The 10,705-nt window shown below is 71.5% G+C and carries 15 protein-coding genes; all 15 read right to left on the bottom strand.

Annotated elements, in window-relative coordinates; translation table 11 throughout:
* Nucleotides 1-5: 5 nt before the first annotated feature.
* Genes QZ332_RS05405 through QZ332_RS05335 form a run of 15 tightly spaced genes read right to left on the bottom strand, consistent with a single transcriptional unit; the run spans nt 6 to nt 10,617 of the window.
* Complete coding sequence (locus QZ332_RS05405) at nt 6-422, bottom strand: hypothetical protein (protein ID WP_295763340.1); 417 nt, start codon at nt 420-422, stop codon at nt 6-8.
* 25 nt (nt 423-447) lie between these two features.
* On the bottom strand, nt 448-1,389 hold the full coding sequence (locus QZ332_RS05400) for a hypothetical protein (protein ID WP_295763338.1): 942 nt from the start codon (nt 1,387-1,389) through the stop codon (nt 448-450).
* On the bottom strand, nt 1,386-1,964 hold the full coding sequence (gene safA / locus QZ332_RS05395; RefSeq protein ID WP_295763335.1) for a SafA/ExsA family spore coat assembly protein: 579 nt from the start codon (nt 1,962-1,964) through the stop codon (nt 1,386-1,388). The genes QZ332_RS05400 and safA overlap by 4 nt, the downstream gene beginning before the upstream one ends.
* A 43-nt stretch (nt 1,965-2,007) precedes the next feature.
* Nucleotides 2,008-2,823, bottom strand: coding sequence for a hypothetical protein (locus QZ332_RS05390; RefSeq protein WP_295763333.1), 816 nt, complete (start codon nt 2,821-2,823; stop codon nt 2,008-2,010).
* Nucleotides 2,811-3,155, bottom strand: a complete 345-nt coding sequence (locus tag QZ332_RS05385) for a hypothetical protein (protein ID WP_295763332.1) — start codon at nt 3,153-3,155, stop codon at nt 2,811-2,813. Before QZ332_RS05385 ends, QZ332_RS05390 begins: the two co-directional genes overlap by 13 nt.
* Complete coding sequence (locus tag QZ332_RS05380; RefSeq protein WP_363324021.1) at nt 3,152-3,496, bottom strand: hypothetical protein; 345 nt, start codon at nt 3,494-3,496, stop codon at nt 3,152-3,154. Before QZ332_RS05380 ends, QZ332_RS05385 begins: the two co-directional genes overlap by 4 nt.
* A 58-nt stretch (nt 3,497-3,554) precedes the next feature.
* A complete protein-coding gene (locus QZ332_RS05375; protein ID WP_295763327.1) occupies nt 3,555-4,613 on the bottom strand; it encodes a phage tail sheath C-terminal domain-containing protein in 1,059 nt (352 codons plus the stop codon).
* Nucleotides 4,597-5,100 carry a hypothetical protein gene (locus QZ332_RS05370; RefSeq protein ID WP_295763325.1) on the bottom strand — a complete coding sequence of 168 codons (504 nt, stop codon included), beginning with the start codon at nt 5,098-5,100 and terminating at the stop codon, nt 4,597-4,599. Before QZ332_RS05370 ends, QZ332_RS05375 begins: the two co-directional genes overlap by 17 nt.
* Nucleotides 5,097-5,411, bottom strand: coding sequence for a hypothetical protein (locus QZ332_RS05365; RefSeq protein WP_295763323.1), 315 nt, complete (start codon nt 5,409-5,411; stop codon nt 5,097-5,099). The genes QZ332_RS05370 and QZ332_RS05365 overlap by 4 nt, the downstream gene beginning before the upstream one ends.
* Nucleotides 5,408-5,773 carry a hypothetical protein gene (locus QZ332_RS05360; RefSeq protein WP_295763321.1) on the bottom strand — a complete coding sequence of 122 codons (366 nt, stop codon included), beginning with the start codon at nt 5,771-5,773 and terminating at the stop codon, nt 5,408-5,410. Before QZ332_RS05360 ends, QZ332_RS05365 begins: the two co-directional genes overlap by 4 nt.
* Before the next feature lie 13 nt (nt 5,774-5,786).
* On the bottom strand, nt 5,787-6,806 hold the full coding sequence (locus QZ332_RS05355; protein WP_295763319.1) for a phage major capsid protein: 1,020 nt from the start codon (nt 6,804-6,806) through the stop codon (nt 5,787-5,789).
* Nucleotides 6,807-6,861: 55 nt separating this feature from the next.
* The gene (locus tag QZ332_RS05350) at nt 6,862-7,728 is read right to left on the bottom strand and encodes a hypothetical protein (RefSeq protein WP_295763317.1); all 867 of its coding nucleotides are present in this window, start codon (nt 7,726-7,728) and stop codon (nt 6,862-6,864) included.
* An 18-nt stretch (nt 7,729-7,746) separates the two neighbouring features.
* Nucleotides 7,747-8,901 (bottom strand): serine/threonine protein phosphatase, encoded by a 1,155-nt coding sequence (locus QZ332_RS05345; protein WP_295763315.1) that lies wholly within the window; start codon nt 8,899-8,901, stop codon nt 7,747-7,749.
* Complete coding sequence (locus QZ332_RS05340) at nt 8,889-10,166, bottom strand: PBSX family phage terminase large subunit (protein ID WP_295763313.1); 1,278 nt, start codon at nt 10,164-10,166, stop codon at nt 8,889-8,891. Before QZ332_RS05340 ends, QZ332_RS05345 begins: the two co-directional genes overlap by 13 nt.
* Nucleotides 10,156-10,617, bottom strand: coding sequence for a terminase small subunit (locus QZ332_RS05335; protein ID WP_295763311.1), 462 nt, complete (start codon nt 10,615-10,617; stop codon nt 10,156-10,158). The genes QZ332_RS05340 and QZ332_RS05335 overlap by 11 nt, the downstream gene beginning before the upstream one ends.
* Nucleotides 10,618-10,705 lie beyond the last annotated feature (88 nt).

Here is a 10,705-nt window from a genome sequence, read left to right as displayed (position 1 = left end):
CCTCCTCAGCACCGGCAGGGCCCGTAGGGCGTCCCGTTGACCGTCAGCTCGCCGGAGATGTCCACCCTGCGCCCCCGGATCGCCACGTCGCCGCCCACGATCTCCACGCTCCCGTCCTGCCGGAGATATACCGTATTGCCGCCGGGGCCGTAGATATAGACCTCCCCCGGCCCGACGTCCGCCGGCGCTTCCGGCGGCCTCGTCCCGGCGACGCACTGCTCCTCGCCGCCGGGACCGCCCTTGATCACCAGCACCGCCGCCCCGTTGGCCGGGGTCCACAAATAGCCGCCCGGCCCGTATACCGGCAGGTCCCGGACCTCCCCCCGCGTCACGACGCCCACCCGCCTGCCGCTGATGGTGGTCACGCCCATGTCCGCGTCGGCGGTCGCCGCCGCCGGCTTCACCTGTTTCGAAAGCCACATCCCGCGTCCCTCCCCGCACCGATCTTCAAAGGGGCTTCAATGTCAGCGCCGCCGTCGCCCCGTCCCGGCGGTCGAAGCGGTTCTCCGCCTCCGCCACCCGGAAGGTCCCGCTGAGCCCCATCCGCTCCAAGGACACCGCCGCCCGGTCCCCCGGGAAGGCCAAAAAGCTCCCCGGCAGCGTCACCTCCGCCGTCCAGGCGTCCTCCTTGGACCGCCGGATCTGATATTCCCCCGTGTACCGCATCGCGGCCCAGGTGCTCTGTCCCGGCGTGTACATCACCCGGCGGCACTGTCCGCCCCGGTCGATCGTCTCCTGGTCCTTCACAGAGAAGGACTTGTTCCGCGTCTTGTCGATGACCAGCACCTCGCTCAAAACGCCGTAGCGGTCCTCCCGCAAAGTGCAGGAGAGCACCGGGTCCTCCTCTCCGATGGAGAAGGTCTCCCCCTCCTCCTCCGGCACGGCCAGCAGCTCCCCCTCCCGGCTGAACCGGGGCGAGAACCCCCCATAGGTCCGGCAGAAGCCCTCCACCGCTTTCCACTGGCTGGACCCCGCCGCCACCGTGTAGACGGACCCGGCCCGGAGCTCCGCCGCCGCGGCGCAGTCCACGCCGTAGGGCGTCACATGGTTGTCCAGGATCTCCGCCAGCGTGGCGCGCTCGTAGGTGACGGGCCGCGACTCGTTGTCCAGCAGCCGGGCGGCGCAGCCCCGCCCGGTGACGGTCGCCGTCAGCCCCGTGCTGTCCAGATCCACCGTGTACTCGTCCACGACGGCCCGGAGCATCACCTGCCCGCCCTCCTCCGCCGTGAAGCCCGCGGCCATGCGCAGGGGCTGGGCCATCTCCTTTTGGTAGACGAAGGTGACGGAGAAGCTGTCGCAGGGCACCGTCCCCGTATGGTTCACCCGCCAGCTCAGCAGCGGCGGCAGCTGGAAGGTCCGATGGTCCGCCGTATGGAGCTTCCCCGTCATGGGACGTTCACCGCCTCTCCCGGATAGATCAGGTTCGGGTTCTTGATCTGCGGGTTGGCCCGGATCAGCGCCGCCAGCTCCACGCCGTACTGCCTGGCGATGCCCCAGAGGGTGTCGCCCCTGCGCACGGTATGGGTCCTCGCGCCCTGGCTGGGGCCCCCCGGCGGCGCGGCGTCCTCTCCGCCGCCCTCCTCCGTCACCGCCTTCAGTCCGCCGTCATAGCCGTCCCAGTCCTCCCAGAACTCGAAGCGGTAGCGCACGAAGTCCGGTCTGGGCTCCTCCGCCGCCTCCAGCGACACGAAGTAGGCCCGTTCCGCCTGCCACACCGGATGGATCAGCAGCCCCGGTCCCCCCTCCCGGAAGACCTCTGCCAGCTCCCGGAACCGTGCATAGGCGTCCCCGCCCGCGAACACGCCCTCCCCCTTCAGCACCCGGTAGGAGCCTCCCAGCTCCTGCATCACGCACCCGCCGAAGGGCACCGGGTGGACGGCCATCCGCCGCCGGTGCTCCACCGCATAGGTCTCCGGGTTGTGGGGCCATGTGAAACCTTTGAACCGCATCGGCGTCAGCCGCATGCGTCATCCCCCCTCCCGCCGGGCCCCGGGGCCCGGCTTCGCGTCAATATATCGTGAACCCGCCGTCATAGCGCCGGGCGTCCCGCTGGACCGCCCTGGACAGCGCCCTGGCGCCCTCCTCCGCCCGGAGGGCCGCCGTCTCTCCGGGGCCGCCCCAGGGGACAGTCCCGCCGGCCCCTCCCGTCTCCGGGAAGGCCGGCAGTCCCTCCTGTCCCCCGGGCCCCGTCCCGCCTCCACCTCCGCCCCGACGGGCCGGGCCGGCCATCGGCATCCACTCGATCCGCCCGCCGTCGCCGCCGCTTCCGGCATCCCCTCCGCGGCCGGGCCCTCCCTCCGCGGACCGCTCTCCGGCGCGTCTCCTCCCGGCGGTCCCTGCCGCCGCCGTCTCCCGGGTCCTCCGCCGGGCCTCATATCCGCCGGAGGGCCCCGAAAGCTCCTTCCGCGCCGCCGCCGTCCCGCCCAGCGGACCCGCGCCGTCTCCCTGCGCCGCCCAGGCCGGGACCGCCGGGACGTCCGTCCCCCGGCGGCTTCGCTCCGGGCCCCCGCCAGATCCGCCTGCGCCCGGGCCCTCCGCCCGGAGGTCCTCCGCCTCCCCGCTCCTCCCGGCGCTTTGGGACCAGCGGTCCTGTCCAGCCCCCCGGACCAGCTCCCCGGCCCCCAGGGCCTCATCCCCCGGCCCTCCTTCGGGCCCGCCTCCGGCGTATCGCCCCGACGGCCCGGCGGCTCGCCCCCGCGCCGCCGCGGGCCCTGCCGGGCCCCGCTCCCTGCCCCGGGCGGCATCCCCGTCCTCTCCGCCGCCCAGCAGCAGTGCCGCCAGCGCCGCCCGCTGCCGCTCCAGCTCCCGGCCTAAGTAGTCCATGTCCTCCCCTCTCCCCTCAGCGCCTCGAACCGCGCCATGTCGAAGGCCGGGTCCTCCGCCCCGTCTCCGTCTCCTCCGGGGCGGCGGCCCTCCGGACCGCCGTCCTCCGCCAGATGCAGCAGCAAACGCTCCATCTGCCGTCCCGTCAGATCCCCCAGGGCCTCCGCTCCGTCCTCATAGACCCGCCGGCCCCGGAGGAAGCAGCACTCGGCCACGATCCGCCCGTTGCACATCAGCACCCGCTCCAGCGGGTCCCCGATCTCCCGGCACTCCTGCCACAGCCCCAGCAGCCGCCCCGCCGTCAGGGGCCGCAGCTCGTCGAACTCCCTCATGCCGACGTCTCGATCCGCTTCGCCGCCACCACGGTGACCTTCTCCGCCACCATGGCGTTCAGCTCCCCGTCCTCCTGGATGCCGCTCCACTGGCAGTCGCTGTAGATGACCCGCCGGTCAGGCTTGCAGATCACCAGGGAGAAGTTCGAAAGATCGTAGAAGTCGATCCCGTCGGACACCGCGCTGTCCGTGGCGTAGAGCCGGGTCAGCTCCAGGGTATAGCGCTTCTGCCCCTCGATGGTGGCCACCGGCTCGCTCTCGCCGAAGGCTTCCACGCTCTGAGAGGTCTTGCTGGCCTTGGCAGTGTAGCTCTGCACCACCGCCACCTTCCTGCCGTCCATCTCCAGATAGATGTCGGCGCTGGTGGGAAATCCCGTCACGCTCCTCACGCTCCCTTCCTCAGATCTCGATGTGTACGTTCAGCCGCACCTGGTTCAGCCCGTGGGCCACGGAGAACCCGAACTCCACCAGGCACACGGCGGGGTCCTCCGCCGACGGCGTCACCGTCACGCCGTCATAGCCGTCGATGATCTCCGCCGCCAGCTTCTTCTCCAGCTCCACGATGACCTGGGAGCGGATCGCGGCCCGGTTCCGGGCGTTGTTCTTGCTCCGGGAGAACTTGCTGCGCAGGGCAGAGCGCACCGCCGGGATCACGTCGTCCACGATCAGGACGGTGGTCAGCTCCCGCCACGCGGCGTCGTCGATCCCGCCGGTCTTGGTCCGGGTCGTGATGCCCCGCACGGGGGACACCACGCCCGCCGCGCACTCCAGCGGCGTCACGCCGCCCCGGACCAGCCGGTCGATGTCCCGGTCGCTGTAGTCCTGGCGCAGTCCGCCCAGGCCCTTCACCGCCGCGCCGTTCAGGGGGACCGCCGGGTCCCCGCCCGCCGCGGCCAGGGCCGCCACCGCCGCCGCCGCGAAGACGCCGGGCAGCGGCTCCCCGGCGCTGTCCAGGGCGTCGGGCCCCACCAGCACCATGCGCTCGCTGTTCAGCTCCGCCGCCCGGCCCACCAGCGCCTCCACGTCCGCCCCGTCGCAGCCCACCACGGCGATCCGCTCATGCCGCAGGCCGCTGGCCTCCTCCACCGCGGCCCGCAGGGCCTTGTGCACCGTCTCCTCGCCGCTGTCGCAGACCAGGATCTGCGCCTCCGCCGTGCCCAGCGCGGCGAAGGCCCGCTCGTAGTCCTCCGCCGTGCCCTCGTCCGCCACGCGCACCGCCGTCACGGCGGACGCGCCGCCCGCGAACAGCAGGCGCAGGATGATGCTCATCCCCGCCGTCCGGTCCTCGCCGAAGATGGACGCGCCGGCGGCGTAGCCCGTCACCGTCACCGGCTCATCCACCGTGCCCTTCGCGGCCTTCGCCGCCACGCCGATGGTCCGCGCCGCCCGTCCCCCGGACACCACCGAGGACGTGTCGTAGACCGAGTAGACCCCCGGCCGCTCATGCAGATCGTTCACTTCGCAAAACCCCTTTCAACTGAAAATCCAGGAACACGCCTTCCGCCTCCCCGGCCTCGGCCAGGAACAGCGCCTCGCACCGGAGCTCTCCCCGCCGCAGGAACAGCCCCGTCCCCTTCTCCCAGGCCAGCGCCTCCCAGCGCAGCTCCCCAGGCCGGATGCCCTCCGGCAGTCCGCCCAGCAGCACCGCCGCCGCCGTCTCGGCGCCGTCCTCACAGTCCGCGGCCCGCGCCGCCCGGAGATCCACCGTGATGCGCCCCTCCAGCCGCTTGCCATAGACCTCCCGGATCTCGCCGCCGGCCCCCCGCGTCTGCCCCAGGTATCCGCAAAGGCCCAGCGCCTTCCCCTCGGCGGCCCCCACGGCCACCGTCGCCAGCGCCGTCTCCCTCTCCGCCGCCCATTTGGCGGGGAAAGCGGCCTCCGCCTCCAGCCCCGCGTCCCGCAGGGCGCCGATCACCGCGTCCCGGATCTGCCGCAATTCCTTCATCCCGTCTCCCTCGCCCGTTCCAGCACGGCCCGCCAGTGGCAGAGCGTGCCTCCGATGTGATGGGGCCGTCCGCTCCGCGCCCGGAACCGTCTCCCGTCCCAGCAGACCACGTCCCCGGCCTCCACGGCCGCCCGCCCCAGATACAGCCACAGCCGCCCGTCCAGCCAGCCCACCGCCGTCATCTCCGGCACGGCCTCGTCCCGCTCCGTCACCGGCTGGAGGAACGCCCGCACGGTCTCCGCCGTCCCCCCGTGCTCCACCGTCACCTCCTGCCCGTACCGGGCCAGGATCTCCTCCACCCAGCGCGTCATCCTTCGACCCCCCGGGCCCAGAGCCCCGCCGCCCGGACGTAAGGCTCCATCAGCCTCTGCGCCGCCTGCCGCAGGCTCTCCGCCGCCCTGTGCCGCTCGCCGCCGTCCCGGATCCGCACGGAGACGTCCCCGGCGGAGAAGGAGGCCACGCCGCCTCCCCCGGTCCCCGCCGTCAGATCCGCCGCCGCCGTGAAGGCGGCGGCGCAGACCAGCGCCTCGCCGCACTCCTCCGGCTCCACGCCCTCCCGCAGGCGGCTCACCCAGGCGGTCTCCGCCGCGGCGCACAGGGGCTCCAGCAGCGCCCGCTCCGCCTCGCCGGCCCCGGCCGCCGCCATGGCCAGCTCCAAGATCCGTCCCCTCATCCGGCTGCTCCTCTCAGGCCCCGGCGCCCAGCTTCATCACCTTGGACGCATCCGTGAACAGCTTGGCGAAGCCGGAGATGGAGGTGATGGCCGCCCGCTCCAGCTGGCGGTCGATGAGCTTGTCGTACTCCACCGTCACCTCGCTGCCGGTGACCTGCTCCAGGGCGTAGTTCCTGTCCAGCCCGATGATGGTCCCGGCGGGCATGGCGGAGGTCCGCAGGAGCTTGGCCCCCAGCGGCGTGGACAGCGTGCCGGTGCCCTGGAAGTTCAGCCCCGTCAGCGGGTTCTGGAACTCCTTGAGCTTCAGCAGCTTCAGCATGGTGTCCCCGCCCACCAGCAGGGTGTTCATGGTGTAGGGGTCGAACCGGCTCCAGAACTCCAGCAGCGCGTCATAGCTCAGCTCGCCGCCGGCGTCCACCACCTCCGCCGGGTTGCCGTTGCCGTCGCCCTCCATCAGCACCCCGATCGCGTCCTGGAGGTGCATCTTGCCGATGTACGCGCCGATCTGCCGCAGCGTCACGGAGAACAGGTCCAGCCGCTGGAAGCGGATGGCCTCATAGGACGCCACCAGCATCCTGCCCCGCTTGCGGAGCTTGACCAGGTTCTCCTGGGTCCGCACGGAGGTCTCGGGGATCGCCCCGCCCTCCTCCACCTGCACCAGCTCCTTCTCCTCCTCCGTGGGCACGGAGGCGATGGAACGGTAGTCCATCCCGTCGAACTTCGTCACCGTAGCGGTGATGTCGGGCAGGATGCCGCCCTCCTCCACCCCCTGGCGCACCACCCGGGACACGAACTCCGGGAACAGCACCGAGGACTCGGTGGTGTGGAAGAACTTCTCCACCTGGTCGCTGTCCGCGCCCTTGACGCGGATGTCGAAGCGCTTCAGCTGCCGCTGGAAGGCGTCCAGCCCCTCCAGGCTCGTGCCGCGGTATCGCTCGCTGGGATCGAGCTCCTCCAGCGTCTTGGTGAAGCTCTTCCCGCCGCGGCCGTACATGCCCTTCTCCAGCCGCACGTTCTCGAAATGATAGCTCATACGTCTCTCCTCCTTACTGTATATCCAGCCAGGGGCCCCCGCCCCGCCGCTGCCTTCAAACCAGGAACGCGGACGCGTCTTCCTCCGCCGTCCCCTCCCTGCGCCGCAGCTGCACCGGGAGGGGGAAGCGCTTCGCCGCCCGGGCCTCATAGGTCCGCCGCAGCTCCAGCAGCTCCGGCTCCTCCAGCCGCCCGGCGGCCTTGGCGAAGATGCCGCCGTCCAGCCCGTCGTCCGCCAGCATGGCAAGGCGCACCACCTCCCGCCGCAGCTCCCTGAGGTACTTCCGTCCCAGCTCGGCCTCCTTCCGAAGGGCCTGCTCCCCGCCGTCCCGCTCCTGTCCGAAGCGTTTCAGGATGCCCGCCCGCCTCTGTGCGGGCACGGCCACGAAGGACCACTCGTAAGCGTCCGTCACGTCCTTGAGCTCCATGAAGCACAGCCCCCCGTCGTAGACCTGTCCCCGGACGTGGGCGCAGCCGCCGCTTTCCGCGCCGCAGATGGAGCAGACGCTCCGCCCCACGCTGCACCCGACGCTGACCTCCTTCTTGATGCCGCCCTCGATCTCGGCGATGAGGTCCCCGTTCTTCTCCGTCCTCAAAAGATAGGCCCAGCCTTTCAGCCAGCGGTAGCCCTCCCCGGCGGCGGTCCGCACCGCCGGTTCCCGGACGACCTCGGTCTTGTAGATCCGCGCCGTCTGCCCCTGGGCGCTCCACTGGTGGTCGAAGATGCCGCTCTTGCCCACCATCAGCTCCCCCAGCCGCTCCAGCGCCTCCTCGTCGAACCGCTCGAAGTCCCGGTCCACCTCGTTGTCGCACAGCCGCACGGCGAACGCATACACCTGTTCCGCCTCCAGCTCGGCCTTCGCCAGCCGGTTGATGAGCGCCAGGTCCTCCGCCGTGACCTCCAGTCCCTTCCAGTCCTCCATGCACGTCCCTCCTCCGTCTCACGCCTCCGCGGCGTCGTTCTCGATCCTCAGCTTCCGGGCCTGTTCCCGGTAGAGGGCGGCCCTGGCCTCCTCCACCTGGTCCTGGAGGTTGATGTCGTCCCAGACGACCTCGAACCCGCACCCGAAGCCCTTCATCCGCAGCCACAGCCGGCAGACCCGCTCCACCACCGGCGTCAGCGTCCGCCGCAGGGCGGTGATCTCCGTGGTCAGCATGTCCGCCTGCTGGGAGCTCATCCTCTCCGTGGAGTTCCAGCTCAGTCCCAGCAGGAAGGGCGGGATGCCCGTCTTGGCCACGATCTGCTCCAAGATCTGCCGCACCGGCACCTGGCTGTCCAGCACCGGCGCGTCGGCGCCGATGACCCGGATGTCCACGTCCCCGGCGGCGACGAGGTCCCGCACGTTCCCGCCCCGGGTCTCCCGCATGGCCCTGGACCACTCCCCGGCCAGCAGCTTCCCCCGTTCCGCGGCCCCCTCGCCGCCCCGGCAGGTCACCGCGAACCGCAGGTTCCCGCACCGCTCCCAGTTGACCCCGATGGTGTTGTAGATCTTCATCAGGATATCCGCCAAAAACGGCAGCGACCTCAGCAGCGACACCCCATAGGGGGCCTCCGCCTCCGGGTCGAGGGGCGTGAACAAGATCAGGTCCTGATAGGGCAGCGCCGTCATCCGTCCGTCCTCGTCCGGCCCGCAGATGGTGAAGGTCAGGGGGTCCCGCCCCTCCCGGATCTCGATGTCCTCCACCCGCCCGCACAGCAGCGCGGCGATGCCCCGGCCCCCCGCCTCGGGCACGATCTCGCCCACCGCCCTGCCGCAGGTCAGCAGAGAGTCCAGATAGCAGTCCAAAAAGGCGTTCGCCCCGAACTGCCCCCGCCCCACCGGCACGGTCCTCAAAAACTCGCCCAGCTCCCGTCCCGCCGTCTTGTCCTCGCAGGAGACCGTCAGCCCCCCGGTCATGCGGATCAGCTTGTAGACCGCCGCGTCCACCACCGGCACGGCCTCCCGCACGGCCCGGTAGAGCCGGGTCTCGCCGCTGCGCAGGGGCACGTACTCTCCCAGCATCCCGAAGGGGTGCCTCTCCCAGTTCCGCAGCTGCACCGCCGCCGGCGCGGCCTCCGCCGCCTCCCGCTTCTTCCGCCGCTTCAAAGCCCCCATCTCCTCTCCAAAGAAATGTCCGGACGCTCCACCGCCAGCGCCGTGAAGCCTTCCTCCTCCCGGTCCCCCGCCAGATCCATGGCGAAATACCGCAGATCGTCCATCGCGTGGTCGTCCTTCTTCCGGGGCGCGTCCCGCTCCCCCCGCTGTTCCCAGCAGTACTGCCCGATCTCCCGCAGGCAGTCCCGGCACCCCCGGCACAGCACGATCCGCCCCTCCCGGAGGAGGTCCGCCGTCACCCGTATGCCGTCGGCGACGTCGTTGTCCGCCCGGACCACCCGGAACCCCCGCCGCCGCAGCACCTCGATGAAGCTGGCCGCCGACGGGTCCACGATCACCCGCTCGATCTCCCGGCCCCCCGCCAGGCGCTCCAGATCCCCGGCGTACTCCGCGTCGGTCCTCTGCCGCCCCCGCTTCCGGGAGTCGTAGTAGAACTCCTCCACCCGGTACCACGTCCCGTCCCGGAGCCCCCACAGCCCGAAGGACGCCGGATTGACCGTCCCATAGTCCGCCGAGATCCTCCACGCGGAGAACCCCCCCGCCGGGGCCTCCGGGGCGTCCCGCGCCGGATCGAAGAAGTCGTAGACCAGCCCCTCGGCGGCGCTCCACTCCCCCAGCACGAACCGCCGGAAGAACGCTCCGGAGTAATTCCGCCGGTATCGCTCCCGGATCCGCTCCGGCAGCGCCGGATTGTCCTCCATGGTGAAGCGGAGCCTCAGCGCCCTCCGCTCCTCCGCCTTCAAGATCCACTCCTGGTAAAACCAATGCTGCGGCCCCTCCGGGTTGCAGTTGAACCACAGCCGGCTCCCGGCCACGCTGCACCGGGCCGCGGCCTGCTCCACGAAGGACCGGGGCATCAGCGCCGCCTCGTCCAGCAGCACCCCCGCCAGCGTGCTCCCCTGGATCAGCGCGGCGCTGGACTCGTCCCGTCCCCCGAACAGCAAGAATCGGTTCTCATGCCCCCGGAACCGCACCGTCAGCGCGTGCTCTCCCCGCCGCTCCCGCACGTCCATCCCCAGCCGCCGGAGGTACGGCGTCAGCTCCGCCAGCAGGTTCCGCCGCACGGACGCGATGGTCTTCCCGCACAGCCCGAACTGCCTCCCGTCGAACCGCGCCTGGGCCCATAAGAAGAAGCCCACCCCCATGGCGAAGGTCTTCCCGCTCCGCACGGCCCCGTCGCAGATGACCGCCTCCCACCGCGGGTCCTGCCACCATGTCAGCACTCGCAGCTGCTTGGGCGAGAAGGTCGTCCCCTTATCCGCCATAGCCGCCGTCCCCCATCTGTCCGGCGGCGTCCTCCAGCGCGCGGTAAAGCTCCTCCGCGCCGCTGCCGCCGCTCTCCTCCAGGAGCCCGCACAGTGTCTCCAGCGCCCGCACCCGGTCCACCAGCTTCACCTCCACGCCCTTGTCCGTCACCTTGAACTCCGCCACGGCGGACAGCTCCAGCGTCTCCGGATCCACCTCCCGGGGCCCCAGCGCCAGCCGCACCGCGTCGTTGGCCCGTCCGAACGCCAGCTGGGCCAGCCGCCGGAGGGCGTCCTCCCGCCGCAGCTCCCCCGCCGCGGCGCTCCGCATCCTCTCCAGCCGCCCCCGGGTCCCCTCCCTGGCCAGCGCGGCATAGCCGTCCTCATACCCCGCCGCCTCCGCGGCCCGTTCGGGGTCCATGGTCTTCAGGTACGCGGAGCAAAACGCCCTCGCCTGTCCTCTCCATCCCATCGTCTCTCCTCCTCACATCCCCCGCCCGTCCCCGCCGATAGTTGCACGCCCCCATGCACGGCGCAAAAAAATATTCCAGCCCGGCGGA

The sequence above is a fragment of the uncultured Oscillibacter sp. genome (assembly GCF_910584465.1).
GTDB lineage: Bacteria > Bacillota > Clostridia > Oscillospirales > Oscillospiraceae > Oscillibacter.
This window is presented reverse-complemented; position numbering and strand designations above follow the sequence as displayed.

Excerpts from the sequence above, each read along its gene's own strand:
- safA (WP_295763335.1), bottom strand. The coding sequence starts at position 1,964 with ATGCGGCTGACGCCGATGCGGTTCAAAGGTTTCACATGGCCCCACAAC.
- QZ332_RS05350 (WP_295763317.1), bottom strand. The coding sequence starts at position 7,728 with ATGGAGGACTGGAAGGGACTGGAGGTCACGGCGGAGGACCTGGCGCTC.
- QZ332_RS05390 (WP_295763333.1), bottom strand. The coding sequence starts at position 2,823 with ATGGACTACTTAGGCCGGGAGCTGGAGCGGCAGCGGGCGGCGCTGGCG.
- QZ332_RS05380 (WP_363324021.1), bottom strand. The coding sequence starts at position 3,496 with ATGGACGGCAGGAAGGTGGCGGTGGTGCAGAGCTACACTGCCAAGGCC.
- QZ332_RS05360 (WP_295763321.1), bottom strand. The coding sequence starts at position 5,773 with ATGAGGGGACGGATCTTGGAGCTGGCCATGGCGGCGGCCGGGGCCGGC.
- QZ332_RS05405 (WP_295763340.1), bottom strand. The coding sequence starts at position 422 with ATGTGGCTTTCGAAACAGGTGAAGCCGGCGGCGGCGACCGCCGACGCG.
- QZ332_RS05370 (WP_295763325.1), bottom strand. The coding sequence starts at position 5,100 with ATGAAGGAATTGCGGCAGATCCGGGACGCGGTGATCGGCGCCCTGCGG.
- QZ332_RS05335 (WP_295763311.1), bottom strand. The coding sequence starts at position 10,617 with ATGGGATGGAGAGGACAGGCGAGGGCGTTTTGCTCCGCGTACCTGAAG.
- QZ332_RS05340 (WP_295763313.1), bottom strand. The coding sequence starts at position 10,166 with ATGGCGGATAAGGGGACGACCTTCTCGCCCAAGCAGCTGCGAGTGCTG.
- QZ332_RS05365 (WP_295763323.1), bottom strand. The coding sequence starts at position 5,411 with ATGACGCGCTGGGTGGAGGAGATCCTGGCCCGGTACGGGCAGGAGGTG.
- QZ332_RS05345 (WP_295763315.1), bottom strand. The coding sequence starts at position 8,901 with ATGGGGGCTTTGAAGCGGCGGAAGAAGCGGGAGGCGGCGGAGGCCGCG.
- QZ332_RS05385 (WP_295763332.1), bottom strand. The coding sequence starts at position 3,155 with ATGAGGGAGTTCGACGAGCTGCGGCCCCTGACGGCGGGGCGGCTGCTG.
- QZ332_RS05355 (WP_295763319.1), bottom strand. The coding sequence starts at position 6,806 with ATGAGCTATCATTTCGAGAACGTGCGGCTGGAGAAGGGCATGTACGGC.
- QZ332_RS05400 (WP_295763338.1), bottom strand. The coding sequence starts at position 1,389 with ATGACGGGGAAGCTCCATACGGCGGACCATCGGACCTTCCAGCTGCCG.